A 25,541-nucleotide genomic window follows, 5' to 3' on the forward strand; every position below is an offset into this window, starting at 1 on the left:
AAAAAATGCCCCTTTCCGGGGCATTTTTTTTGGTGCAGCTCAGCTCTTGCCTGCGCCCGAGGCGATGATCTGGCACATCAGCGTCATCTCGTGCTTCTTGCTCACCGAGTAGCTGGGCGGCGTCGAGTTGTTCACGCTGATCTTCGAGCCGTTGCCGTTCTCCTCGACCAGAATGTCCCAGTGCAGACTGACTTGATCGTCGTTGCCGCCGAAGGTGGTGCCGGCATTGGGCTGCTCCAGGGTCAACGCACCGACGTCCTTGTCGGAGCTGATCACCTTCATGCCCGACTTGATCGCATCGCGGTAGATCTGCTTGAACGCCTGTGGTTGCGGCGTGGCGACCTCCCCCCAGGTGCTGAACCGGCGCCCCAGTATGAAGTTTCCTTCCTGCTTGTAGTGGGTCACGCATGCCTGCGTGTCTTCCGCATGGGCATGCCCGGCCAGCCATACGCTGGCTGCCACGAAAATCCATCCATATCCGACCATCGGAAAATCTCCTGTCGCGCAGGGCCCGGCATGGGCATCCTTTGCGCGCGGACATCTTAGGAATCGCCTCCGACCACTTGCATCAGCGATTACCGTCACGTGCGTAGGACAAGTACCTTGCGGACGCCTGCACGGACGGCGTTCGCCCAGTGGCCCCGTGGCGGTGGCCACCGGACTTACGGGCAGCCATCATTTCCAGCCAGAGGTGATCGGATAGCGCCGTTCGCGGCCGAAAGCGCGGGTGGTCACACGCGGTCCCGGCGCGGCCTGGCGGCGCTTGAACTCGTTGCGCAGCACCAGCCGGGCGACCCGGCGCACGGTCTCGAGGTCGAAGCCGGCAGCGGCGATCTCGGCCTGCGACTGCTCGCCCTCGATGAAACGCTGCAGGATCGCGTCCAGCACGTCGTACGGCGGTAGCGAGTCCTGGTCCGTCTGGTTCTCGCGCAGCTCGGCCGAGGGCGGGCGGTCGATCACCGCGGGCGGAATGGCCGGGCCGGCCTCGTTGCGCCAGCGCGATAGCCGGTACACCACCGTCTTGTAGACGTCCTTGAGCGGTGCGTAGGCGCCGCACATGTCGCCGTAGAGCGTGGCGTAGCCGACCGCCATCTCGCTCTTGTTGCCGGTGGCCAGCAACAGGTGGTTGTGCTTGTTGGAGAGGCCCATCAGCATGACGCCACGCGTGCGCGACTGCAGGTTTTCCTCGGTGGTGTCGGCACCCTTGCCCGCGAACGCAGGCGCAAGCGCGGCGAGGAAACTCTGGCAGGTCGGCTCGATGTCGATCACGTGGTAGGCCACGCCCAGGCGTTCGGCCTGCTCGCGTGCGCCATCCAGCGAGAGCTTTGAGGTGTAGCGGGTGGGCAGCATCACGGCAGTGACGCGTTCGGCCCCGAGCGCATCGACCGCCAGCGCCAGCGTCAGCGCCGAGTCGATGCCACCGGAGAGGCCCAGCAGCACGCCGGGGAAGCCGTTCTTGTCGATGTAGTCGCGGATGCCGCGGACAAGCGCGGCGTACAGGGTGGCTTCCGGACGCGTATCGGCCGCCACCGGCCAGTCGTCCGCCGCAAGCGTCCGGCTGGCCGGGTCGAAAGTGGCCCACAGCAGCGCGTCGACGAAGGCCGGCGCGCGTGCGGCGACCGACCCGTCGCCATTGACCAGCAGCGAGGCGCCGTCGTAGACGACCTCGTCCTGCCCGCCGACCAGGTTGAGATAGACGATGGCGCAACCGGTTTCCTTCGCCCGCGCGGTGAGCAACGCCTCGCGCGTGGCCTGTTTGGCATCGTCCCAGGGCGAGGCGTTGACGACCACGATCAGCTCGGCGCCAGCACGCGCGGCTTGCGCCGCCGGCTCGGGTTCCCAGATGTCCTCGCAGACCAGAAAGCCCACGCGCACGCCGTTGACCATGCCGGTGGCGGTCGCGTGGCCAGGACGGAAGTAGCGCTTGTCGTCGAACACGCCGTAGTTGGGCAGCGCCTGCTTGTGCGCGACGCATTCGATGCGGCCCTCGCGCAGCAACGCGGCGGCGTTGTAGACCTCGCCCTCGCTGTGCGGGAAGCCCACCAGCGCGGAGAGGCCGTCGGTGCCTTGTGCCAGCGCGGCGATCGCCTCGTTGCAGGCTTCAAGGAAACTCGGGCGGACCAGCAGGTCCTCGGGCGGATAGCCGCTGATCGCCAGTTCCGGGAACACCGCCAAGTCGGCGCCACCGGCGTGCGCCCGGGTCATCAGTTCGCGGATCTTCGTGGTGTTGGCGGCGACGGCGCCTACGGGAAAGTCGAACTGGGCCAGGGCGAGGCGGAGTTGGGCGCTCATGGGCGAAAGGGGCGTTGGGGGACCGCCATGATAGTGGGGGCGGGTATTCGGAGAGCCAAACGCGCTTAAGCTCCCTCCCCTCCGGGGAGAGGGGCAAAGAAAAAGGCCACGCTTGTGCGTGGCCTTTTGTCGTGCGCAGATACCGCCCGCGCCTTACTTCATCAGCTTTGCCAGCGTCTTGCCCAGGTCGGCCGGCGACTTGACCGTCGTTACGCCCGCCTTTTCCAGCGCCGCGAACTTCGCCGCCGCCGTGCCCTTGCCGCCGGAGATGATCGCGCCGGCATGGCCCATGCGCTTGCCGGCCGGGGCCGAGGCGCCGGCGATGAAGGACACCACCGGTTTGGTCACGTACTCGCCGATGAACTCGGCCGCGTCTTCCTCGGCACTGCCGCCGATCTCGCCGACCATGATGATGCCCTCGGTCTGCGGGTCGTCCTGAAACAGCTTCAGGCAGTCGATGAAGTTCAGGCCGTTGATCGGGTCGCCGCCGATGCCGATGCAGGTGGACTGGCCCAAACCCTCGTTGGTGGTCTGGAACACCGCTTCATAGGTCAGCGTGCCGGAGCGCGACACGATGCCGACCTTGCCCGGCTTGTGGATGTGGCCCGGCATGATGCCGATCTTGCACTCGCCCGGGGTGATGATGCCGGGGCAGTTCGGACCGATCAGCACGGTCTCCGGATGCTGGGCGAGCACGTTCTTCACGCGCAGCATGTCCAGAACCGGAATGCCTTCGGTAATGGCCACGATCACGCGGATGCCCGCGTCGATCGCTTCGAGGATCGAGTCGGCCGCGAACGGCGGCGGCACGAAGATCACCGAGGCGTCGGCGCCGGTCTCGGCCACGGCCTCGTCCATCGAGTTGAAGACCGGCAGTCCGATGTGCTCGGAACCGCCCTTGCCGGGGGTCACGCCACCGACGACCTTGGTGCCGTAATCGATCGCCTGCTCGGCGTGGAAGGTGCCCTGCTGGCCGGTGAAGCCCTGCACCAGCACCTTGGTATTCTTGTTGACCAGAACGCTCATGCTTTCTCGCTCCTCACTTCGCGGCGGCCACGGCTTTCTGCGCCGCGTCGTTGAGATCGTCGGCCGGCGTGATCGCCAGGCCGGAGTTGGCCAGCAGTTCGCGGCCCTTCTCCACGTTGGTGCCCTGCAGGCGCACGACCACCGGAATGGTCAGGCCCACTTCCTTCACCGCGGCGATGATGCCCTCGGCGATCAGGTCGCAGCGCACGATCCCGCCGAAGATGTTGACCAGGATGGCCTTCACCTTGTCGGAGGAGAGGATCAGCTTGAACGCCTCGGTCACGCGCTCCTTGGTGGCGCCACCGCCGACGTCGAGGAAGTTGGCCGGCTCGCCGCCCGCCAGCTTGATCACGTCCATGGTGGCCATGGCCAGGCCCGCGCCGTTGACCATGCAGCCGATCGAGCCGTCCATGGTCACGTAGTTGAGGTTGTGCTGCACGGCGGCCGCTTCGGCGGCGTCTTCCTGGCTCAGGTCGCGCATGGCGACGAGCTCGGGATGACGGAAATCCGCGTTGTCGTCGGAATTGACCTTGCCGTCGAGCGCGGCCAGGTTGCCGTCCTCGAGGATCGCCAACGGGTTGAGCTCAACCAGCGACAGGTCCTTCTCGTTGAACAGCTTGTACAGGCCCAGCATGATCTTGGTCAGCTGGTTGACCTGCTTGGCGTTCAAGTCCATCGCGAAGCCGAGGTTGCGGCACTGGTAGGGCTGCAACCCCTCCACGAAATCAACGACGATCGTGTGGATGTCCTCGGGCGTGTCGCGGGCGACCTGCTCGATGTCCACGCCGCCGTGCTTGGAGGCGATGAAGGAGATCGCCTTGGAGTCGCGGTCCACCAGCACCGAGAGATAAAGCTCCTTGGCGATATTGGTGGCGTCGGTCACCAGCACCAGGTTGACCGGCAGCGCGCGGCCGGCGGACTGGTAGGTCGCCATGTTGGTGCCCAGCATGCCTTTGGCGGCAGCGCGCACGTCGTCGAGGCTCTTGCAGAACTTCACGCCACCGGCCTTGCCGCGGCCGCCTGCGTGGATCTGCGCCTTGACCATCCACTGCGAGCCGCCCAGCGCCTTGGCGGCATCGACGGCGGCGTCGGGGGAATTGGCAACCTTGCCCGGCGGTACGGCAATGCCGTACTGCGCGAACAGCTCTTTGGCCTGGTACTCGTGGAAATTCATTCCTATACCTCGAGCGAACGAAAGGAAAACGTATCGGGCCGCACGCGCGCTTGACGCAGCGTGGGCGCGGGAGAGGGGCGGACGGCGGCTTTCGGCACGCTGCCGGCGTGCAATGCGCGCTGCCCTGGAGTCAACCGGGCACGAATCGCGCAATACGGCCGGGCATTTTCGCGCAAAGGCGGCCGTGATGGAAAGTGCCGGCCGGCGGCCCGCTCCGTGCGCCCCGCCGCTGGCGGCGCGCGCCGGCCTGTCTATACTCCGACGAACGCCGCGCCGAAGCCGTCAACGTGCCCTCCACGATACCCACCGCCGAACCGCCCGTTTTCCAGCCCGCGCGCCCCGCCGCGCTGGCAATCCGTCACGAACTGTTCTTCCTCAACTACTTCCGGCTGGCGCAGGCGCTGGTCTACGCCGGCCTGGCGCTCAGCTCGCCGAGGCTGACCTGGCCGACCGTCGAGCAGCCGGTACTGGCCTACGTGGTGATCGGGGTCTACCTGCTGTTCGCCATCGGCATGCTGATGCAGACGCGCAATGCCATGGCGAACGCGCGGCTGGTGGTTTCCGGCGCACTGGTAGTGGACATCCTGGTGGCGGTGCTGGCGGCCTGGCTGATCCACGAGGCGCGCATCGGCATCGCCATGATGCTGGCGGTCAACCTGTGCGCCGGCGCGCTGGTGCTGCCGCTGCGGCTGTCGTGCTTCTTCGCCGCACTGGCCACGCTGGGCATGCTTGGCCACACAATGATTGCGCGGACGCCCGGCGACGGCGACCTGCTCGAGTCCGGGCTGCTCGGCCTGGCCTACTTCGCCAGCACCACCCTGTGCCACGTGCTCGGCCGCCAGTTGCGCGCCAGCGAAGCGCTGGCCGAACAGCGCAGCCTTGACCTGGCCAACCTCAGCCAGGTCAACGAGCTGATCATCCGGCGCATGAAGACCGGCGTGCTGCTGGTGGACGACGCCAACCGCATCCACCAGTTGAACGAGTCCGCCTGGATGCTGCTGGGCAACCCGCCGGCCGACCAGCGCGACCTGGGCAAGCTGGCACCGGAGCTCTCGCGGCGCCTGTACCACTGGATGACCTCGGGCAAGCTGGACGAGACCGCCACCCAGCTGGCCGATGGCGTGCCGGAAGTGGTGCCGCGTTTCACCCGCCTGGCGCCGAACGACGATTCGCACGTGCTGATCTTCCTGGACGACACCTCGTTGCTTTCACGGCGGGCGGAGGAACTCACGCTCAGTTCGCTGGGTCGGCTCTCGGCGTCGATCGCGCACGAGATCCGCAATCCGCTGGCGGCGATCCGCTACTCGGCGCAGCTGCTGGCCGAGTCGCGCGAGCTCAATCCGGGCGACGCGCGCATGGTGGAAATCATCAACAACCACTGCGTCCGGCTCAACGAGATCATCGAGAACATCCTGCAGCTGTCGCGGCGCGAGCGCTCGCGCCCGGAAACACTCGACCTGGGCCGCTGGGCCAACGGCTTCGTCGACGAGTACAAGCAGGGCAACGACATCGGCGAGGATTCGCTGCGGGTGATCACCGGCAACGCCGCCGTGGCGGCGGTAGCCGACCCGCAGCAGCTGCAACAGGTGGTTTGGAACCTTGTGCAGAACGCGCTTCGCTACGGCCGCATGCCGGGCGAGCCGGCGCGGGTGATGGTGGTGGTGCGCGGCGGAGAGCACGGCGTGCCGATCCTGGAAGTGATCGACCGCGGCCCCGGCATCGCGCCCAAGGTGGCCGCGCAGATCTTCGAGCCGTTCTACACCACGCACGAATACGGCACCGGCCTGGGCCTCTACCTGGCGCGGCAGATGAGCGAGGCGAACCAGGCCTCGCTGGAATACGTGCGCGTGGCCGGCGGCGGCAGCTGCTTCCGGCTGACCCTCACGCCGCCGGCGCGGCACGCCGCGGACGGCGGCGAAGCGGGCTGACGCCTAGCTCCTCTCTCGTGTCGGGGAGAGGGACTGGGGTGAGAGGCAGGGCTTGCCGGGAATCTTTTCTGCCACGTTGTTGCGCGCCGAAAGAACAAACCTCCCTCACCCAACCCTCTCACCGGCGGACCAGCCAGAGCGGTAGGTCAAGGCCAGCCACGCTCCTCCCCGCGGCACTTTCGCCGAAGAGAAGAGGGCGCAGAGCGTGAAGCCCTCCCTCACGCGCCTTGTTGCCCCGGACCAGAGCACAGAACAGCCAAACTGCTATACCCTTCGACCGTTAACCGCTGACGAAGAGAACCATGTCCGCACAGAGCGTCCTGGTCATTGACGACGAACGCGACATCCGCGAGCTGCTCACTATCACGCTCGGTCGCATGGACCTGCAGGTGGAAGCGGTAGGCACCGTGGCAGAGGCCCGCCGGGCGCTGGGCGAACGCAGCTACGACCTGTGTTTCACCGACATGCGCCTGCCCGACGGCACCGGCCACGAGGTGATCGAACTGATCGCCGCGACCCATCCGGACATGCCGGTGGCGATGATCACCGCCTACGGCAACGTCGACGCCGCAGTGAACGCGCTCAAGGCCGGCGCCTTCGACTTCGTCTCCAAGCCGGTCGACATCCAGATGCTGCGCCGGCTGGTGCGTACCGCACTGCAGCTGGCCGAGGAGCGCAAGACCGGCGGTGGCACCGCTGCCGCCACCGGGGCGGCGGGCCGGCTGGTCGGCGACTCGCCCGCGATGCAGCAGGTGCGGGGCACGATCACCAAGCTCGCGCGCAACCAGGCGCCGGTGTACATCGCCGGCGAATCGGGCGTGGGCAAGGAGCTGGTGGCGCGGTTGATCCACGAGCAGGGGCCGCGCGCGAGCGGGCCGTTCGTGCCGGTCAACTGCGGAGCGATTCCCTCCGAGCTGATGGAGAGCGAGTTCTTCGGCCACAAGAAGGGCAGCTTCACCGGTGCCGGCGCCGACAAGGAAGGCCTGTTCCAGGCCGCGCACGGCGGCACGCTGTTCCTGGACGAGGTGGCGGAGCTGCCACTGCACATGCAGGTGAAGCTGCTGCGCGCGATCCAGGAAAAGGCCGTGCGCCCGATCGGCGCGCGCGAGGAGGTGCCGGTGGACGTGCGCATCCTCTCCGCTACGCACAAGGATCTTGGCCGGCTGGTCGAGCAGGGCCAGTTCCGCCAGGACCTGTTCTACCGCATCAACGTGATCGAGCTGCGCGTGCCGCCGCTACGCGAGCGCCGCGGGGACGTACCGCAGCTTGCCGGCTTCATCCTGCGCTCGTTGGCCGCCAAGAGCGGCGGCGTTCCCGGCCGGCTTCGTCCCGATGCCCAGCAGGCGCTGGAGGAATACGACTTCCCCGGCAACGTGCGCGAACTGGAGAACATCCTCGAACGTGCGATGGCGATGTGCGACGGCGACACCATCGGCGCACCCGACCTGATGCTGCCGCAGCGCCCGCTGCGGCAGGCCGAGCCGGTCAACGCCGCCCATGCCGCCATGCACGCGCCCCAGCCGGGTGCGCCGGTGGCCGCACAGCCAACGGTGCCGCACGCCGGCCCGGGCAGCGGCGTTCCGCTGGACGACTACATCAGCAACCTCGAGCGCACCGCGATCATCAAGGCGCTCGAGGAATCGAGGTACAACAAGACCGCGGCCGCGAAGAAGCTCGGCATCACCTTCCGCGCGCTGCGCTACAAGCTCAAGAAGCTCGGCATCGACTGAGCCGGGCGCTGTTGAACGGCTCCGGCCGCTATTTTTGTCAGGGCCGAGCCATGCACGATCCCCGGGACGCCGCCCGCAGCCACCTGCGGGCGCATACGTCGGACATCCACGCACGCCTGGAGACCCTTCCGGTCTTCGAGCCGATCCTTGCCCGGCGCGCCGGCTGGGGTGATTACCGCCGGCTGCTGGGCGCGTATCACGACTTCTACACATCGGCTTGGCAGAATCTTGAGGTTGGCTATCGGGAGCTGGCGCGTGTCGGGCCGGGCGTCCCGCCACGGCAGCCGCTCGCCCTGCTGGATGAGGATCTGCGGTCGGTCGGTGCGCGGGCGCGAAGCGTACGTCCGGGCGCGGGGGCGAGCGCCACGCCGGCGCAAGCCGTCGGATGGGTGTGGGTCGCCGAGGGTTCCGCGCTTGGCGGTGTCGTCATCGACCGGGCGCTGGACAGCCTGTTCGGTGCACGCCGGGAAGGGCGCCGGTTTTTCGAGCCTGTGTCCACTAGTGGGCTGAGGTGGCGTGCGGTATGCGCCAGCATTGAAATTTTGGGAAACACTAAAGAAGCACTCGGCAGCATGACCGAAGGGGCGCGGGACGCCTTCGGATGCATCGAGCGCAGCCTTTTGAACGCCAAAGATGACGCCTGAGACATTGACGACCAGCAACGATCTGCTCGACCGGGATGCCTGCGCACGCGAGGCGATCCGCACGCCCGGAACCATCCAGCCCTACGGCCTGTTACTGGTGATCGAGCCCGCCACCGGCACGGTCGTCCAGTGCGCGGTCGCCCGTGCCGGACTGCTGGCGCGCCACGGCTCGCCGCTCGGGCAGCCGCTGGACCAGGCGCTGGGCGGAGCGCTTGCGGATACGGCACGGAGCCTGGTCCGCACGCCCGAGGCGGGCCATGCCTACCTGGGCACGGTGACGCTCGAGGGTGTCGTGCATCATGCGGTGGCCCATCGCGCCCAGGGCATGATCCAGCTGGAACTGGAGGAAGCCACCCCGGGCGAGCCCGGGTCGCTGGAGGATCTCTACCCGCTGATCCGGGCATTCATGGGCGACCTGGAACGCGCGCGGGATACCGCGGCGCTGTGCGACCTGGCGGCCAGCCAGCTCCGCTGCATCACCGGGCTGGATCGCGTGCTCATCTATCGTTTCGACGAAGCGTGGAACGGCACCGTCGTCGCCGAGGCCCGCAACGAGGCGCTGCCTTCCTACCTGGACCTGCGCTTCCCGGCCTCGGACATTCCGCCCCAGGCGCGCGAGCTCTACCGGTTGAGCCGCCTGCGCCTGATTTCCGATTGCGACTACGTCCCGGTGCCGATCGAACCGGCGCTCAACCCCGCGACCGGCGAGCCGGCCGACCTGAGCCTGACCGTCCTGCGCAGCGTCTCGCCGGTGCACCTGCAGTACATGCGGAACATGGGCACGGGCGCCTCGATGTCCATCTCGCTGCTGCGCGAGGGCCGGCTGTGGGGCCTGATCTCGTGCCACAACCGCGCGCCGCACCGCGTGCCGTACCACGTCCGCACCGCGTGCGACTTCCTTGGCCAGATCCTGTCGCTGCAGATCGCCGCGAAGGAGCACGCCACGGAAGTCGAACATCGCGTCGGCCGCCGTGCGATCCAGGCGCGCCTGCTGGCCCTGATGGCGGCCGAGGACGACTTCCTCAAGGGCCTTGCCGCGGAGCCCGGCCAGTTGCTGTCGTTGACCCAGTCCGACGGCGCCGCCCTGGTCCACCAGGGCCGCTGCATCCTGCTTGGCCGGACGCCCACCGAGGCGCAGGTCCGGGAGCTGGTCCGCTGGCTGGATGCGCGTCGCCGCGGCGACGAGTTCCATACCGCCAGCCTGCCCGCCGAAGTGCCGGCGTCGATGGCCTTCAAGGACGCCGCCAGCGGCCTGCTGGCGGTATCCATTTCGCAGATGCATGCCAGCTACGTCATGTGGTTCCGTCCCGAGCTGATCCACACGGTCCGCTGGGGCGGCGACCCGCGCAAGCCGCCGGGCGCCGCGACGCTCGATCCCCGGACGTCCTTCGAGGCGTGGAAGGAAACCGTGCGCCTGCAGTCGCTGCCATGGTCAGCCGCGGACGTCGAAGCGGCAACGGAATTGCGCACCGCCATCGTCGACATCGTGTTGCGCAAGGCCGAGGAAATGGCCGACCTGAACGAGCAGCTGGTGCGCAGCAACAAGGAGCTGGAAGCGTTCTCCTACTCCGTCAGCCATGATCTGCGTGCGCCGTTCCGACACATCGTGGGTTACTCCGAGCTGCTGTTGCAGGCGGCGGGCGACCAGCTCGGCGATCGCGAGAAGCGCTTCATCGCCACCATCATCGAATCGGCCAATTCGGCCGGCTCCCTGGTCGACAATCTGCTGAGCTTTTCCCAGATGGGGCGCTCCACGCTGGGCAAGGTGCGCATCGACATGCGGCAGCTGGCGCACGAGGCCAGGCACCTGCTCGAGGTGGACGTGGGCGACCGGGCGATCGAATGGCACTTCGGCGACCTGCCGGTGGTCGAGGCCGACCCGATGATGATCCGCCTAGTGCTGCAGAACCTGTTCTCCAACGCACTGAAATTCACCCGCGGAAGGGACCCTGCCGTGATCGGTCTGAATTGCGAGACGGTCGACGGCGAGCACCGCTTCTGCGTGTGCGACAACGGGTGCGGTTTCGACATGCGCTACGTCGGCAAGCTGTTCGGCGTGTTCCAGCGCCTGCACCACACCGAGGAGTTCGAGGGCACCGGGATCGGGCTGGCCAACGTGCGGCGCATCATCGAACGCCATGACGGCCGTACCTGGGCCACGAGCGAGCTGGGCAAGGGCGCGAGCATCTACTTCACGTTGCCGGCGACGGGTGAGACGCAGCCATGAAGGAGCTGAGGCCGATCCTGCTGGTCGAAGACAGCCCCAAGGACGTCGAGCTGACCCTGGCGGCGCTGCAGCGGTGCCAGTTGTGCAACGAGGTCATCGTCGTCCGCGATGGCGCCGAGGCGCTGGATTTCCTGCGCAGCGAAGGCCGGTACGCCGGGCGCCAGGATCCCGGGCCGGTGGTGATGCTGATGGACATCAAGATGCCCAAGCTCAACGGCCTGGAGGTGCTGGAGGAGATCCGCAAGGATCCGGGCCTGCGCAGCACGCCCATCGTCATGCTCACCTCCTCGCGCGAGGAGCAGGACCTGATCCGCAGCTACGAACTGGGCGTCAACGCCTTCGTGGTCAAGCCCGTGGACTTCAGGGAATTCTTCGAGGCAATCCAGGGCCTGGGCATGTTCTGGGGCATCACCAACGAGCCACCACCGCACAGGTACCCGGGAACCAAGCGCGAATGACTAAACGCGAAGCCGAAAGCATCGACGCTGCACAGACGGTCCGCGTCCTGCTGCTCGAAGACAGCGCGCTCGACGCCGAACTGGTGGTCAACCAGTTGATCACCTCGGGGCTGCAACTGGACCTGCGTCGGGTGTGGACGCGCGAATCGTTCCTCGATGCACTCGGCCATGATCCCGACGTGATCCTGGCCGACCACGTGCTGCCGCAGTTCGACGGCGATGCGGCGCTGGAACTGGCCCAGGCCCGCGCACCCCATATCCCCTTCATGTTCGTGTCGGGCACGCTGACCGAGGAACTCGCCGTCCAGGCCCTTCGCCGCGGCGCGATCGATTACGTGGTCAAGCAGCGGCTGCACCGGCTGCCCGATGCGGTCCGCCGCGCCGTTGCCGAGGCGCGCGAGCACCAGGCGCTGCGCCAGACCGAAGCGGCGCTGCGCAAGACCGAGGAACGGCTGCGCCTGATCGCCGACTCGCTGCCGGTGCTCATCGCCTACGTCGATGCCGAGCAGCGTTACCGCTTCGCCAACCAAGCCTACGAAGACTGGTTCGGCCGCAACCCGAGCGACATCGTCGGCCGCCACGTGCGCGAGATCGCCGGCGAGGCCGCCTACCAGCGGGTGCGCCCGGCGATCGAGCGCGTCCTTGCCGGCCAGCGGCAGAGCTTCGAGGCGACGGTGGCCCACCGCAACGACTCGGTGCGCCAGTTGCAGATCGACTATGTGCCAGAAATCCGGCCGGACGGGTCGATCAGCGGTTACTACGCGCTGGGCACCGACATCAGCGAGCGCAAGGCCGCCGAAGCGACGCTGCGCCGGCTCAACGAAACGCTCGAGACCCAGGTGCACGAGCGGACCCAGGCCCTGCTGCAGAGCGAGGCACGGCTGCGCGCGATCCTCGAGACCAGCTTCCAGTACCAGGGATTGCTGTCGCTCGAGGGCACCGTGCTGGACGCCAATGCGACGTCGCTTCAAGGCATCCTGTCCACCCGCCACGAGCTTATCGGCCGGCCGTTCTGGGACACGCCATGGTTCGGCGGCACGGCGGGCATGCCCGAGCTGGCCCGGCGGATCGTCGCCAGGGTGGCGCAGGGCGACACCGTCCGCGAGGAGATGACGTTGCAGTTGCCAACCGGCGAGCGCTCGTTCGATTTCTCCATGCGTCCCCTGCACGACCACGATGGCAAGCGCGTGGCGCTGGTCTTCGAGGCGGTCGACATCACGGCGCGCCGCCAGACCGAGGACGCCCTGCGGCAGTCGCAGAAGATGGAGGCTGTCGGCCAGCTCACCGGCGGCATCGCGCACGACTTCAACAACCTGCTTACGGTCATCTCGGGCAACATCGACATCACCCTGAGCCGGCTCGAACGCGCCGACCAGGCCGACCCGCGCATCACGCGCACGCTGGAGAACGCCTTGCGCGGCGCGGAGCGCGCGGCCGCCCTGACCCAGCGCCTGCTCGCCTTCTCCAGGCGCCAGCCGCTGCAGCCGCGCCCGCTCGACCTCGGTCAGCTGGTGCTGGGTATGACCGACCTGCTGCGCCGGTCGCTGGGCGAGACGATCGAGCTGGAGGTTTCCGACGGGCCGGGCCTGTGGCCAGTGGAAGCCGATCCCAACCAGCTGGAGGCGGCCATCCTCAACCTGGCGGTGAATGCCCGCGACGCGATGCCTGAGGGCGGCCGGCTGCTGATCGAAACCTCCAACGTGCACCTGGACGATGCCTACACCGCCCACGACGTGGAAGTGCTTCCCGGCCCCTATGCCATCGTCTGCGTCACCGACAACGGCTGCGGGATGTCGCCGGACACGCGGGCCCGCGTGTTCGAGCCGTTCTTCACCACCAAGGACGTCGGCCGTGGCACCGGCCTCGGGCTGTCGATGGTCTACGGATTCATCAAGCAGTCCGGTGGCCACATCGAGCTCGACTCGGAACCCGGCCGCGGAACCTCCGTCAGGCTCTTCCTGCCGCGGCTGGACCGGGACGCCCACCTGCCCGACGACCAGCCCGGTCGCGCGCGGCCCGAAAGCAGCATGCGCGAGGAGACGGTGCTGGTCGTGGAGGACGACGACGACGTGCGCGCGTATACCGTCGAATGCCTGCGCGGCCTGGGCTATCGCGTGCTGGAGGCGCATGACGGCGACTCGGCGCTTCGCCTGCTGGAGCGTCCGGAAACGCGGGTCGAGTTGCTGTTCACCGACGTGGTGATGCCGGGCATTTCGGGGCGGGAGCTCGCCGATCGCGCGCAGGCACTGCAGCCCGGCCTGCGGATCCTGTTCACCTCCGGATACACGCGCGACGCCATCCCGCAGGGCGGCTTCCTCGACCTGGGTATCGCCATGATCCCCAAGCCTTTCACCTACGCAAGCCTGGCCAGCCGGGTGCGCGACATCCTCGGCCATCCCGGCCACGCCTCGCACTGAGGCCAGCCGAAACCGCCGCGCGCCCCGGCCGGCAGGGGCGCGCGTCCGGCCCTAGCCCGCCTCGCGGATGGCGAGGGCCTGGCGCATGGTACGGAGCAGTTGCTGCGTATCGATCGGCTTGTCGATAAGGTAGAGCTGCTCGAGCGCGGGCAGTTCCTCCAGATCCGGCGGTGCCTCCGGCCTCGCCAGCAGCAGCACCGCGCGGCGGTAGCCGTGCTCGATCAGCGCGGCGAGCGTGCGCACGCCGGTGAACAGGTTCATGTCCGCGTCCATGACCACCAGGTCGGGCACGCCGTGTGCCTCGATCCACTGCAGCGCGGCGGTCCCGCTCTGGCTGGCGTGCGGCTGGTAGCCGTAGCCATCGAGGATGTCGACCAGCAGCGACAGCGGACCGGCCTCCTCCACCACCACCAGCACGCGTTCGGCTTCGCCCATCAGGCTTTCACCCTGCTCTTCCTGCGCCACCACTTCGGCGGCCGGTTCCTCGATCGGGATGTAGAGGTTAAAGACGGTGCCCTTGCCCGGCTCGCTGTCCAGCCGCATCACGCCGTTGTGGCTGGCGACGATGCGCTTGCACGAAAGCAGGCCCAGCCCGGTGCCGCTTTCCTTGGTGGTGAAAAACGGCTCGAACAGGTGCTCGCGCACCTCCGGTGACATGCCGGGGCCGGTGTCGGCGACGGTCAGGCACAGAAAACGGCCCGGATGCGGCTGTTCGCCGGGCAGGAAGAAATCCGCCGCCAGCTCGCACTCGCGCGCCACCACGCGCAGCTGGCCGCCGTCCTCGCCCATCGCCTGGATCGCATTCAGGCACAGGTTGAGCAACGCCTGCTGGAGTTCAGTGTGGTTGCCCTCGAAGGCCAGTTCACGATCGTCGACTTCCACGTCCATCTTCACCGCACGCGGCACGCTGCCGCGCAGCAGCAGGCCGAGCGCGTCCATCAGCGCACCCACCCGTACCTGCTCGGCGCGCCGCGCGCCGCGCGCGAAGGAGAGCATCGACTGCACCATCTGCAGGCCGCGCCGGCCGCAGTCGCGTACCAGCGAACCGAGCCGCGCGAGGCGTGGGTCGTCCTGGTAGTCCTGCAGGCTGTCCCCGGCCAGCAACAGGGGTTGCAGCAGGTTGCGCAGGTCATGGCTCAGGCCTCCGGCCAGCATGGCCAGGCTCTCGAAGCGCTGTGCGCGGATCAGCTCGGCCTCGGCCCGGCGCTTGGCGCGCAGCGCTTCCGCCTCGGCCAGCGCACGGCGCACGGCGCTGGCCAGCCGGGTGGGGTTCTGCTTGAGGATGTAGTCGGTGGCGCCATTGCGCAGCGCCTCCACCGCGGCCTCCTCGCCCAGCGTGGCCGAGACGTAGATGAAGGGCAGGTCCTCGTCGTGCTGGCGCAACAGCTCCAGTGCGCGCTGTCCGGAGAAGCCCGGCATGCTCAGGTCCGACAGCACGATGTCCGGCTCGAACTCCCGCAGGCAGGCAACATAGCTGGCCTCGTCGTCGACAAGGCGGGCCTGGTAGTCGATGCCGTCGGCATCCAGTTCGGCCTGGATCAACTCGGCGTCGAGCGGGTCGTCCTCGACCTGCAGGATGCGGATGGTGGGCAACGCGCGCATGTTGGGATTGGGCATGCAGTCTATTGCGCTCCTGTTTCGTTTCGTCGTCCAGCCTTCGTCATTCGTGCCTTCCTCATTCGTGTTCGGGCAACTGGTTGAGCACGGCCCAGAACCGCCCCAGCGTGCGTACCGCCTCGAAGAACTGGTCCACGTCCACCGGCTTGATCACGTAGGCATTCACGCCCAGATCCCAGCTGCGCGCCAGATCACTCTCCTCGCGCGAGGAGGACAGGATCACCACCGGGATCAGGTTGAGCCGCTCGTCCTCGCGCAGGCGGGTGAGCACCTCCAGCCCGTTCATCCGCGGCATCTTGAGGTCGAGCAGGATGACCGAGGGGTCGACTGCCTCGCGGCCCTGCCACGGGCCGCGGCAGTACAGGTAGTCCAGGCAGTCCACGCCGTCCTCCACGTGCACCACCGGATTGGCCAGGTTGGCCTCGCGCAGCGCGTCCATGGCCATCTCCGCATCGGCCATGCTGTCCTCGACCAGCAGCACGGGACCCAGGTGACGGTTGTTCATGGCGAACGCCTCGTCGTGCGCGCCTCGGCCAGTTCAGTGGCAGGCAGCGAAAAATGGAAACTGGCGCCGCGGTCCGGTTCGGCCTCGGCCCAGACCCGGCCGCCATGACGCGCGACGATGCGACGCACGTTGGCCAGTCCGATGCCGTTGCCGGGAAATTCAGAGGCGCGGTGCAAGCGCTGAAACACGCCGAACAGCTTGCCGGCATATTCCATATTGAACCCCGCGCCGTTGTCGGCCACCGTGAAGACATATTCACCGTCGCGATCACGTTCCACGCCGACCGCGATCTGTGCCACCTCGCGCCGGCCGGTGTACTTGACCGCGTTGCCGATCAGGTTCTGCCAGACGGTACGCAGCATGTTCTCGTCGCCGATCACGATCGGCAGCGGGCTGACGATCCATTCGATGTTCCGTTCCCCGGCCTCCGACTCGGCCAGCGCGCGCGCCTCCTCGACCAGCGATTGCATGTCCACCGCCTGCAGCCGGAGCGCGCCGCGGCCCAGCCGGGAGAACACCAGCAGGTCATCGATCAGCTGCGCCATGCGCGTGGCCGAGGTGCCGATCACCTCCAGATAGTGCGCGGCGGTGTCGTCCAGGTGCTGTTCCAGGTGGCGCTTGAGCTTGCCGGTGAAGCCGGCAATGTGGCGCAGCGGCGCGCGCAGGTCGTGCGAAACCGAATAGCTGAAGGCTTCCAGCTCGCGGTTGACGTCGGAGATCTGCGCCACCTTGCCTTCCAGCTGGCGGTTGAGCTCCTTCACCTGCTGCTCGACCAGGGCGCGCGCGGTGACATCGCTGACGGTGAGCAACACCACCGGGGGCTCGCCCTCGTGCTGCTGCAGGCGCCGGGCGTTGACCATGACGTGGCGGTCGATGCCGCCCACCGTACGCTGCACGAGTTCGTAGTCCCACAGCTCGCGGTCGTGCAGCAGCACGTCGCGCAGACGCTGCAGCAGCGCGCCGTCGGTCCAGGCACCATCGCCCACTTCCTGCAGCGCCCTCAGTTCGCGCTGGTCTTCCTGGGGCAGGCCGTAAAGCTCGCTGAAGGCGGTGTTCACCAGCAGCGTGCACAGCTGTGCATTGAGCAGCGCGATCGGCTCGCGCACCGCCTGCACGATCATCTGCGCGCGGCGCACGGCCTGGCTTTCGCGCGTCTCGGCGCGCATGCGGCGTGCAATCTGGCGCTCGGAAACCAGCACGATCACCGCCAGCAGCACGACCTGCGCGATCGAGGTGATCGCCAGCACCAGCCCGCTTTCGAAGGCGCTCTGGCGGGCGTGGGCGCGCCGCTCCATCAGCACCGTGCCCTCGTTGCGCACCACCGTCTCGATCTGCTGGTCCATCTGGAACAGCGTGCCGGCGTCGTGCAGCGCAGCGACCGCGCCCGCATGGTCGCCATGTTGAATGCGTGCAAGCGCCTGCTCCAGCAGCGCCAGCCGGCCGTTGACCACGTTGCCCAGCGCGCCGATCGCCGCCTGCTGGGTGGCGTTGTCGCGGGTCATGTCGCTCAGCTGGCCGAGCAGCGCGGGAACTTCGTTGCCGGCAAGGCGTCCCTTGGCGACCAGGGACGGGTCCTTGTCGCCCTCGAGCAGGCGGTAGATCGCCGCCTCGCTGCTGCGGGTGACGTAAGCGATGCGATAGGTAAGCGACTTGACCTCGGATGAATGGGTGACCAGCTGGGCCGCCTCCATCGCATCGTCGTGGCTGGTGCGCGTGGCGAGGTAGGGCAGCAGCACGATCACCACCACCGCGAACAGCAGCCCAGCCATTCGCCAGCGCGGCACGCGCCAGCGGTGCAGGCCGCGGCGGAGCTCGGGCAGCAGGGCGCGGTGGCGGATGGGCATGCAGGGGGGTCCTCACGGCGCGTCGACCAGGCGGAGCTTACGACCTCACGCCCGCGGCCGGTAAACGTGCAATGAAAGCCCGGGCCGCGTTAGGGCCAGGTGATGGCAGCACGTGATCGGTTCTCTCCCTGAAGGGGAGGACTCACGCATGCGGGCCTGGGCCCTCTCCCCAGGCGGGAGAGGGTTCAAGAGCAGGGTCGGCGGGCCTGTGTCGCGGGGGACGTCCAAGCCGTTACCGCGCCGGATTCGCCTGCATGCGGAAGTGCAGTTCACCACCGGCGAGGATCTGCGCGTGGTGCAGGAACGGCTTGGCCAGCGGCTTGCCGTTGAGCGTGACCTCGCCGACATAGGGATGGGCGTCGTCCAGCGGCGCGGCGCTGACGGTGAAGTTCTTGCCGTTGGTCAGGTGCAGCGTGGCGCGCCCGACGAACGGCCGGCCGATCGCATAGACGTCGCTGGCCGGCGTGACCGGATAGAAACCCAGCGCGGTGAACACGTACCAGGCCGACATCTGGCCCAGGTCGTCGTTGCCCGAGAGCCCGTCCGGACGTGCGGCGTACTGGCTGTCCATGATCTGCTTCAGGCGCCGCTGGGTCTTCCACGGCGCGCCGGCGTAGTCGTAGAGATAGGCGATATGGTGGCTGGGCTCGTTGCCGTGGGCATACCAGCCGATCAGGCCGGTGATGTCCTCGACGTGCTTGAAATGCGCCGGGTCGATCTTCGCGTCGAAGACGTCATCCAGCCGCTGCACGAATTTGGCGTCGCCGCCCATCGCCCGGATCAGCCCCGGCACGTCCTGCGGCACGTACCAGGAGTACTGGTAGGCGTTGCCCTCGGTGTAGTCCGTGCCGTAGCCGGCGGCAGCGGGGTCGAAGGGCGTGCGGAACGGCCCGTCGGAAAGCCGCGCGCGCATGAAGCCGGTCTTCGGATCCCAGGCGTTCTTCCAGTTGCCGGCGCGCTTTTCGAAGGTGGCGGCGACGTCCTTGCGGCCCATCGCCTTGGCCATCTGTGCCAGCGACCAGTCGTCGTAGGCGTATTCGAGCGTCTTGGAGGCACCCTCGGGCTCCTTGTCGATCGGCACGTAGCCGAGCTTCATGTAGTCGGCCAGGTCGCCGTAGGGTGCGTAGGTGGCACTCGCGACCATGGCGTCGAGTGCCTTGCCGGCGTCGAAGCCGCGCACGCCCTTGACGTAGGCGTCGGCGATCACCGGCACGGCGTGGTAGCCGATCATGCACCACGTCTCCAGGCCCTGGTACGCCCACACCGGCAGGATGCCGAACGGGCTGGCCTCGCGCGCGGCGACCAGCGAGCGGATGAAGTCGGTGCTGCGCTCGGGGTTGAGCAGCACCATCAACGGCTGCTGCGCGCGGTAGACGTCCCACAGCGACCAGGTCGAGTAGAACTCGAAGCCATTGGCCTGGTGCACGGCGTGATCGGGACCGCGGTATTGACGGTTCACGTCCATGCTCAGCGTCGGCGAGAGCATGGCGTGGTACAGGGCGGTGTAGAACTGCCTGCGCACGGTGGCGGAGGCGTCGACGTCGATCACCGCCAGAGCCTTGTCCCACGCGGCCCTGGCCTGCGCGCGGCGGGCGTCGAAGTCCCAGCCCTTGCCGTCGGCATCGAGGTTGGCCACCGCGTTGGCGGCACTCACCGGCGAGATCGCCACCTTCACTTCGAGCGGCTTGGCCAGCGTGCCGAAGTCGAACACGCCGACCAGCGCGCGGCCGTTCTGCGCGTCGTGGTCGACCGGCTGGTTGCCCGGCCCCTTGAAACCCTTGTAGACCACGTCGTTCTCGCGGTCATACAGCGTGCGCGAGGCGATCGGCTGGTTGAAGCGCATGGCAAAGCACAACTTGCGCCCGGGCGCCCAGCCGCGGGTGGTGCGGCAGCCGGTGACCGTACCGTCGCCGGCCACCTGCAGCTTCGACCACAGCACCTTGCCGGGGTAGTCGTAGATGCTCGGGCGCAGGTCCAGCAGCAGGTGCGCGCTCTTGCCCGTGGGGAAGGTGTAGCGGTGCCAGCCCACGCGACGCCCGGCGGTGAGCTCGGCGCGGATGCCGTAGTCGGCCAGGGTCACCGCGTAGTAGCCGGCCTGCTCGACCTCGCTGGCGTGGTCGAAGCGCGAGCGGTAGCCGCTGCCGGGATGGGCCGGATCGCCGGGCTCGAGCTTCACCTCGCCGGCGATCGGCATCACCAGCACGTCGCCCAGGTCCGAGTGGCCGGAGCCGGAGAAGTGCGTGTGCGAGAAGCCCATGATGCTGTCGTCGCCGTACTGGTAGCCGGCGGCCCACTTGTAGGCGTGCTTGAAGTCCGGCATCGCGGTGTCGGGCGAGAGCTGGATCATGCCGAAGGGCACCGTGGCGCCCGGGAAGGTGTGGCCGTCGCCACCGGTGCCGATGCGGGGATCGACGTCGCCGGCGTGGCCGGTGGCGGCGAGGACGAAGCTGGGCAGCAGGGCCACGGCGAGGACCAGGCGGGACAGGCACGAGCGCATCGGGGGTCTCCGGTTTGGATCGTTCTAAATCCCTAAGCTAACAGCGCCGGCGAGCGGGTGCATGCTGCGGTGCGCGAAGCGCAGGGCCTGGGCCTGGGCCTGGGCCGAACGTACCTTGTTCACGCCGGATGCCGGCATTGCGGGTCGCGTTGCGCGGTCGCCGTGGATCGACGGCCTTCCCGGCCGGCGTGCCGAACGGCATCTGCCGTATTTCCCGGAGTCTTCACGACGAAAAACACCGGGAGGCGGATGGTGCCCTCGCATCCCACTGACGCCCAACGAGCATCCGAGACTTGCACCCACGCACCGATCCGCTAGATTTGGATCGTTCCAAACCGGGGTCTCCCATGGAAAGCAACCCTCCTCTGCGCCGCAAGGTCACCGTGCGCGACATCGCCGCCGGTTGCGGCGTCTCGCGCGCGACCGTATCGCTGGTGCTGCGCGGCAGCCCGCTGGTCAACAAGGACACCCGCGCGCGCGTGGAGGAGGAGCTGCGCAAGCAAGGCTACGTCTACAACCGTGCGGCCGCCAACCTGCGCCGCCGCACGACCTCGTCGATCGCACTGGTGATCAACGAACTGGCCAATCCGTTCTTCGCCGAGTTCGCCGCCGGCGTGGACGACGTGGTGGGCGAGGCAGGCATGGTCACCCTGCTCGGTTCCTCCAGCGAATCGACCAAGCGCGAGCAGGCCGTGCTCGGATCGCTGCTCGAACACGGACCCGGCGGCATCATCCTCTCGCCTGCCGAAGGCAGCGACGCCAGCCAGGTGCTGGCGGCGGTCGGCGCACGTACGCCGCTGCTGCTGTTCAACCGCGAGCTGGTCGGCGAGCAGCCCGAATACGCGCACTGGGACACGCTGGCGCTGGACAACCAGCAGGGCGCGCGCGAGGCCACGGCGCACCTGGTCGCCCAGGGCCATCGGCGTATCGCCTTCTTCGGCGGCCACCGCGACTCGAGTTCCTGCCGCCAGCGCCGCGCGGGCTACCGCGAAGCGATGCAGGCGGCCGGCCTGGCGGTGGCGCCGCACTGGGAAGTCGAATGCATGCCGACCCGCCTGGATGCCGCCCGCTGCGCCGAGGCCCTGTTCGCCGCCGATCCCGCGCCGACCGCGGCGGTCTGCTACAACGACGCGGTGGCGCTGGGCCTGATGCACGGACTGGTCGAACGCGGACTGTCGCCCGGCCGCGAGTTCGCCCTCACCGGCTTCGACGACATCGCCGAAGCTGCGCTGGCCACGCCCTCGCTCACCACGCTGGCGGCCGCACCGCGGGCGCGCGGCCGCCAGGCGGCTCAGATGCTGCTGGACCGGCTGCGCGATCCGGATGCCGAGGCACGGCGCATCGTCGCCCCGGTACGGCTGGTGATCCGCGCCAGCAGTTGCCCACCCACCGCCTGACCGAATTCCGAGCTGTTCGATGCCTTTCCGTCGCCCGCGCTGCCCGTCGATGACCGTCCACCGGCCGCGTGCGGTCGCGCGCCCGATCGGCGCCCAGCTCCCTGCCGGCGCCTGGCGCCCAGCGGCGGCCGACGTTGCATGCCCGGCCTGCGGGTCCGCCTTCCTGCACTACCCCGTCGCGTACGCACGTACGCTCCCTCGCCCTCCCCTGCCCTGCGCGCGAACGATTCGCGCGCCGGCCACGGGAAGACATTGACAGGCTCCAAGGAGTCCCCATGGCCATCACGCAAGCTCCCCACCGGTCGCCCGCCGCTCCCGCGGACGGACCGCGCGAGCGCTACACCGACTATCCGGCGGCACTGGCGGTGGTCACCACGATCTTTTTCATGTGGGGCTTCCTGACCTGCCTCAACGACATCCTGATCCCGCACCTGAAGGCGCTGTTCGAGCTGAACTACAAGCAGGCAATGCTCGTGCAGTTCACCTTCTTCGGCGCGTATTTCCTGATGTCGCTGCCGGCCGGGCGGCTGGTGGCGCACCTGGGCTACAAGCTGGGCATCGTCGCGGGCCTGGGGATCGCCGGTGTCGGCGCGGCCGGGTTCTGGCCGGCGGCGGGTCTGCACTCCTACCCGGCCTTCCTCGGTGCGTTGTTCGTGCTGGCCACCGGCATCACCGTGCTGCAGGTGGCGGCCAACCCGTACGTGGCGTTGCTGGGACCGGCGCGTACCAGCTCCAGCCGACTCACGCTGGCGCAGGCGCTCAATTCCTTCGGCACCTTCCTGGCGCCGCACTTCGGCGGCCTGCTGATCCTGTCGGTAGTGGTGAAGAGCTCGCTGGAGGTCACGCAGCTCTCGCCCGCCGAGCAACTGGTCTACCGGGCGCAGGAGGCGCAGGCCGTGCAGGGACCCTACCTGGGGCTGGCCGTCGCGCTGTTCGTGCTGGCGATACTGGTGTACCTGTTTCGCCTGCCCGCACTGACGGAAGCGACCGAGCAGGCCGACCGCAGCCACCACACGCTGCTCGATGCGCTGCGCATCCCGCACGTGCTGTTCGGCGTGATCGCAATCTTCTGCTACGTGGGGGCCGAGGTGGCGATCGGCAGCTTCCTGGTCAGCTACCTGTCGATGCCGCAGATCGGCAACATGCCCGAGACCACCGCGGCGACCTACGTGTCGTACTACTGGCTGGGCGCGATGATCGGCCGCTTCGCCGGCTCCTGGCTGCTGAAAAACTATTCCCCCCGCGCGCTGCTGGCGCTGTTCGCCCTCATCAACATCGCCCTGCTGGCCGTCACCATGAGCACCGGCGGCATGACCGCCACCTGGAGCATCGTGGCGATCGGCCTGTTCAACTCGATCATGTTCCCGACCATCTTCACGCTGGGCATCGAGCGGCTCGGACCGCTGACCGAGAAGGCCTCGAGCCTGCTGATCATGGCCATCGTCGGCGGCGCCGTGGTGCCGTTTGCGCAGGGCGCGCTGGCCGACCGCATCGGCGTGCAGGGTGCGTTCGTCCTGCCGGTCATCTGCTACGCCTACATCGTGTTCTACGGCTTGCGCGGTTCGCGGGTCGTCGGCGCACCGCTGGAGGTCCGATGAGCCGTCCGATCCTTTGCTTCGGCGAGGCGCTGATCGACTTCCACGCCGAGGGCGCCGGCGCGGCCGGCTTCCCGCGCGCATTCGTGCCTTTCGCCGGTGGCGCGCCAGCCAATGTGGCCGTGGCGGCGGCCCGGCTGGGTGGCACGGCGCGCTTTGCCGGCATGCTCGCGCGCGATCCGTTCGGCGATTTCCTGCTCGACAGCCTCGAGCGAGCCGGCGTGGGCCTGGCCGACGTGGCGCGCACCGACGAGGCCAATACCGCGCTGGCCTTCGTCAGCCTGGATGCGCGCGGCGAGCGCAGCTTCAATTTCTATCGACCTCCCTCGGCCGACCTGCTGTTCCGCCCGCAGCACTTCCGCGCACAGGCGTTCGACGGCATCGCCGTCTTCCATGTCTGCTCCAACAGCATGACCGACCCGGACCTGGCCGAAACCACGCGCGAAGGCATGCGCCGCGCACAGGCCGCCGGCGCGCTGGTGAGTTTCGACCTCAACCTGCGCCCGGCGCTGTGGCCGCGGGCGTCGAACCCGCGCCCTTCGGTGTGGCCGGCGCTGCACCTGGCCGACGTGGTGAAGCTGTGCGCCGAGGAATTCGCCTGGCTGGCGGAGGACGGTGCGCTGCTCAACCGGCTGTGGCGCGGGCGCACGCGCCTGCTGGTCGTCACCGACGGCCCGCGGCCGCTGCGCTGGTTCCGCCGTGACGCGAGCGGCGAGTTGCCTTGCCCGCAGGTCGAGGCGGTCGATACCACCGCCGCGGGCGATGCCTTCGTCGGCGGCCTGCTTTGCCGGCTGGCCGCACTGGAAAACACGGGCGCCTTCGACGCCTTGCTGCATGACGAGGCGGCCCTGCACGGCATGCTCGCCTTCGCTGCCGCCTGCGGCGCGCTCACCGTCACCCGCCAAGGCTCGTTCACCGCGATGCCGAGCGCGGCGGAAGTCCACGCCTTCCTGGAATCCAACCCATGAACACCCTGCCCGACTTCCGCAGCGAGAACTTCCTGCGCGAGCACATCGCCAAGACCATGGCGTTCTACCACCCGCGCGCCATCGACCCGGCCGGCGGCTTCTTCCAGTACTTCAAGGACGACGGCACGATCTACGACCGCAGCCACCGTCACCTGGTCAGCAGCACGCGATTCGTCTTCAACTACGCATTTGCGGCGATGGAATTCGAGGATCCGGATTACCTCGAGGCCGTACGGCACGGCCTGCGCTACCTGCGCGAGGTGCATCGCGACCCGGCCACCGGGGGCTACGCCTGGACCATCCGCGACGGCAAGCCCGAGGACCGCACCAACCATGCCTACGGCGTCGCCTTCGTGCTGCTGGCATACGCCAGCGCGCGCCGTGCCGGCCTGGTCGAGGCGGAGCTGTGGATGGACGAGACCTGGGCACTGCTGGAGCACCGCTACTGGGACGCCGACGCCGGCCTCTACCGTGACGAGGCCGATGCCGACTGGCACTTCTCGCCCTACCGCGGGCAGAACGCCAACATGCACATGTGCGAGGCGATGCTCGCTGCCTACCAGGCCAGCGACGACGTGCGCTACCTCGACCGCGCGCTGCTGCTGGCCGACCACATGACACGCCGCCAGGCGGCCAAGACCGGCGGCCTGGTGTGGGAACACTACGACGCGAACTGGAATGTCGACTGGGACTACCACCGCGACAACCCGCGCCACCTGTTCCGCCCGTGGGGCTTCCAGCCTGGCCACCAGACCGAGTGGGCCAAGCTGCTGGTGATCCTCGAATCGCACCTGGCCGAACGCGGCCGCGAGGAGCGCTGGCTGCTGCCGACCGCGCGCCACCTGTTCGACACCGCGCTGATGCGCGCCTGGGACCCGAGGCACGGCGGCATCCACTACGGCTTCGCGCCCGACGGCAGCATCTGCGACGCCGACAAGTACTTCTGGGTGCAGGCCGAATCGCTGGCCGCCGCGGCGCTGCTGCACGCGCGCACGGGGCTGGCCCAGTATGACGAGTGGTACGAGCGGCTGTGGACCTACGCGTGGCAGCATTTCGTCGACCACGAGCATGGCGCGTGGTATCGCATCCTTACCCACGACAACCGCAAGTACGACGATGAGAAGAGCCCGGCCGGCAAGGTCGATTACCACACCATGGGCGCCTGCCACGAAGTGCTTGCGCTGATCCGCGCCGGCGGCCAACCGTAAGACAGGGGACTTTG

Annotated in this window: 18 protein-coding genes; 10 read left to right on the forward strand and 8 right to left on the reverse strand. The window is 68.3% G+C overall.

The window, feature by feature from the left end:
* Nucleotides 1-39 precede the first annotated feature (39 nt).
* The 4 genes from BMZ38_RS03575 to sucC all read right to left on the reverse strand — a co-directional run bounded on the left by BMZ38_RS03575 (nucleotide 40) and on the right by sucC (nucleotide 4,492).
* Complete coding sequence (locus BMZ38_RS03575; RefSeq protein ID WP_139202378.1) at nucleotides 40-462, reverse strand: hypothetical protein; 423 nt, start codon at nucleotides 460-462, stop codon at nucleotides 40-42.
* Nucleotides 463-675: 213 nt separating this feature from the next.
* Entirely contained in the window at nucleotides 676-2,292 is a 1,617-nt protein-coding gene (locus tag BMZ38_RS03580) for an NAD+ synthase (protein ID WP_091334143.1), read from the reverse strand.
* 153 nt (nucleotides 2,293-2,445) lie between these two features.
* Nucleotides 2,446-3,318, reverse strand: coding sequence for a succinate--CoA ligase subunit alpha (gene sucD, locus BMZ38_RS03585; protein WP_091334145.1), 873 nt, complete (start codon nucleotides 3,316-3,318; stop codon nucleotides 2,446-2,448).
* A gap of 13 nt (nucleotides 3,319-3,331) precedes the next feature.
* Complete coding sequence (gene sucC, locus BMZ38_RS03590; RefSeq protein WP_091334147.1) at nucleotides 3,332-4,492, reverse strand: ADP-forming succinate--CoA ligase subunit beta; 1,161 nt, start codon at nucleotides 4,490-4,492, stop codon at nucleotides 3,332-3,334.
* Between the two features lie 347 nt (nucleotides 4,493-4,839).
* On the opposite strand from sucC, the gene BMZ38_RS03595 reads away from it, so the two are divergent.
* From BMZ38_RS03595 to BMZ38_RS03620, 6 genes are all read left to right on the forward strand, one after another.
* The gene (locus BMZ38_RS03595; RefSeq protein WP_091334391.1) at nucleotides 4,840-6,420 is read left to right on the forward strand and encodes a sensor histidine kinase; all 1,581 of its coding nucleotides are present in this window, start codon (nucleotides 4,840-4,842) and stop codon (nucleotides 6,418-6,420) included.
* Nucleotides 6,421-6,722: 302 nt separating this feature from the next.
* A complete protein-coding gene (locus BMZ38_RS03600; protein ID WP_091334150.1) occupies nucleotides 6,723-8,150 on the forward strand; it encodes a sigma-54-dependent transcriptional regulator in 1,428 nt (475 codons plus the stop codon).
* 50 nt (nucleotides 8,151-8,200) lie between these two features.
* Nucleotides 8,201-8,794, forward strand: coding sequence for a biliverdin-producing heme oxygenase (locus BMZ38_RS03605; RefSeq protein ID WP_091334153.1), 594 nt, complete (start codon nucleotides 8,201-8,203; stop codon nucleotides 8,792-8,794).
* The gene (locus BMZ38_RS03610; RefSeq protein ID WP_091334155.1) at nucleotides 8,784-11,021 is read left to right on the forward strand and encodes an ATP-binding protein; all 2,238 of its coding nucleotides are present in this window, start codon (nucleotides 8,784-8,786) and stop codon (nucleotides 11,019-11,021) included. Before BMZ38_RS03605 ends, BMZ38_RS03610 begins: the two co-directional genes overlap by 11 nt.
* Entirely contained in the window at nucleotides 11,018-11,479 is a 462-nt protein-coding gene (locus BMZ38_RS03615) for a response regulator (RefSeq protein WP_091334157.1), read from the forward strand. Before BMZ38_RS03610 ends, BMZ38_RS03615 begins: the two co-directional genes overlap by 4 nt.
* A complete protein-coding gene (locus BMZ38_RS03620) occupies nucleotides 11,476-13,896 on the forward strand; it encodes a PAS domain-containing protein (protein ID WP_091334159.1) in 2,421 nt (806 codons plus the stop codon). The genes BMZ38_RS03615 and BMZ38_RS03620 overlap by 4 nt, the downstream gene beginning before the upstream one ends.
* Nucleotides 13,897-13,947: 51 nt before the next feature.
* On the opposite strand, the gene BMZ38_RS03625 is transcribed toward BMZ38_RS03620, so the two are convergent.
* From BMZ38_RS03625 to BMZ38_RS03640, 4 genes are all read right to left on the reverse strand, one after another.
* Nucleotides 13,948-15,513, reverse strand: a complete 1,566-nt coding sequence (locus BMZ38_RS03625; RefSeq protein WP_175483664.1) for a response regulator — start codon at nucleotides 15,511-15,513, stop codon at nucleotides 13,948-13,950.
* 58 nt (nucleotides 15,514-15,571) lie between these two features.
* On the reverse strand, nucleotides 15,572-16,018 hold the full coding sequence (locus BMZ38_RS03630; protein ID WP_091334161.1) for a response regulator: 447 nt from the start codon (nucleotides 16,016-16,018) through the stop codon (nucleotides 15,572-15,574).
* Nucleotides 16,015-17,787 (reverse strand): sensor histidine kinase, encoded by a 1,773-nt coding sequence (locus BMZ38_RS03635; RefSeq protein ID WP_425431849.1) that lies wholly within the window; start codon nucleotides 17,785-17,787, stop codon nucleotides 16,015-16,017. The genes BMZ38_RS03630 and BMZ38_RS03635 overlap by 4 nt, the downstream gene beginning before the upstream one ends.
* Before the next feature lie 307 nt (nucleotides 17,788-18,094).
* A complete protein-coding gene (locus tag BMZ38_RS03640; RefSeq protein WP_091334165.1) occupies nucleotides 18,095-20,359 on the reverse strand; it encodes a GH92 family glycosyl hydrolase in 2,265 nt (754 codons plus the stop codon).
* Between the two features lie 347 nt (nucleotides 20,360-20,706).
* Between BMZ38_RS03640 and BMZ38_RS03645 the strand changes: the two genes are divergently transcribed.
* The 4 genes from BMZ38_RS03645 (at nucleotide 20,707) to BMZ38_RS03660 (ending at nucleotide 25,527) form a co-directional block, all read left to right on the forward strand.
* A complete protein-coding gene (locus tag BMZ38_RS03645) occupies nucleotides 20,707-21,756 on the forward strand; it encodes a LacI family DNA-binding transcriptional regulator (protein ID WP_091334167.1) in 1,050 nt (349 codons plus the stop codon).
* A gap of 275 nt (nucleotides 21,757-22,031) precedes the next feature.
* Nucleotides 22,032-23,354, forward strand: a complete 1,323-nt coding sequence (locus tag BMZ38_RS03650; protein WP_091334169.1) for a sugar MFS transporter — start codon at nucleotides 22,032-22,034, stop codon at nucleotides 23,352-23,354.
* Nucleotides 23,351-24,319, forward strand: coding sequence for a carbohydrate kinase family protein (locus BMZ38_RS03655; protein ID WP_091334171.1), 969 nt, complete (start codon nucleotides 23,351-23,353; stop codon nucleotides 24,317-24,319). Before BMZ38_RS03650 ends, BMZ38_RS03655 begins: the two co-directional genes overlap by 4 nt.
* Nucleotides 24,316-25,527, forward strand: a complete 1,212-nt coding sequence (locus tag BMZ38_RS03660; protein ID WP_091334174.1) for an AGE family epimerase/isomerase — start codon at nucleotides 24,316-24,318, stop codon at nucleotides 25,525-25,527. Before BMZ38_RS03655 ends, BMZ38_RS03660 begins: the two co-directional genes overlap by 4 nt.
* Nucleotides 25,528-25,541 lie beyond the last annotated feature (14 nt).

This window comes from Frateuria terrea (assembly GCF_900115705.1).
GTDB classification, from domain to species: domain Bacteria; phylum Pseudomonadota; class Gammaproteobacteria; order Xanthomonadales; family Rhodanobacteraceae; genus Frateuria_A; species Frateuria_A terrea.

Bases quoted from the DNA above. Each gene is read 5' to 3' on its own strand.
- sucD (WP_091334145.1), bottom strand. From the start codon at position 3,318: ATGAGCGTTCTGGTCAACAAGAATACCAAGGTGCTGGTGCAGGGCTTC.
- BMZ38_RS03650 (WP_091334169.1), top strand. From the start codon at position 22,032: ATGGCCATCACGCAAGCTCCCCACCGGTCGCCCGCCGCTCCCGCGGAC.
- BMZ38_RS03655 (WP_091334171.1), top strand. From the start codon at position 23,351: ATGAGCCGTCCGATCCTTTGCTTCGGCGAGGCGCTGATCGACTTCCAC.
- BMZ38_RS03645 (WP_091334167.1), top strand. From the start codon at position 20,707: ATGGAAAGCAACCCTCCTCTGCGCCGCAAGGTCACCGTGCGCGACATC.
- BMZ38_RS03640 (WP_091334165.1), bottom strand. From the start codon at position 20,359: ATGCGCTCGTGCCTGTCCCGCCTGGTCCTCGCCGTGGCCCTGCTGCCC.
- BMZ38_RS03600 (WP_091334150.1), top strand. From the start codon at position 6,723: ATGTCCGCACAGAGCGTCCTGGTCATTGACGACGAACGCGACATCCGC.
- BMZ38_RS03625 (WP_175483664.1), bottom strand. From the start codon at position 15,513: ATGCCCAATCCCAACATGCGCGCGTTGCCCACCATCCGCATCCTGCAG.
- BMZ38_RS03630 (WP_091334161.1), bottom strand. From the start codon at position 16,018: ATGAACAACCGTCACCTGGGTCCCGTGCTGCTGGTCGAGGACAGCATG.
- BMZ38_RS03615 (WP_091334157.1), top strand. From the start codon at position 11,018: ATGAAGGAGCTGAGGCCGATCCTGCTGGTCGAAGACAGCCCCAAGGAC.
- BMZ38_RS03610 (WP_091334155.1), top strand. From the start codon at position 8,784: ATGACGCCTGAGACATTGACGACCAGCAACGATCTGCTCGACCGGGAT.
- BMZ38_RS03580 (WP_091334143.1), bottom strand. From the start codon at position 2,292: ATGAGCGCCCAACTCCGCCTCGCCCTGGCCCAGTTCGACTTTCCCGTA.
- BMZ38_RS03660 (WP_091334174.1), top strand. From the start codon at position 24,316: ATGAACACCCTGCCCGACTTCCGCAGCGAGAACTTCCTGCGCGAGCAC.
- sucC (WP_091334147.1), bottom strand. From the start codon at position 4,492: ATGAATTTCCACGAGTACCAGGCCAAAGAGCTGTTCGCGCAGTACGGC.
- BMZ38_RS03620 (WP_091334159.1), top strand. From the start codon at position 11,476: ATGACTAAACGCGAAGCCGAAAGCATCGACGCTGCACAGACGGTCCGC.
- BMZ38_RS03605 (WP_091334153.1), top strand. From the start codon at position 8,201: ATGCACGATCCCCGGGACGCCGCCCGCAGCCACCTGCGGGCGCATACG.
- BMZ38_RS03635 (WP_425431849.1), bottom strand. From the start codon at position 17,787: ATGGCTGGGCTGCTGTTCGCGGTGGTGGTGATCGTGCTGCTGCCCTAC.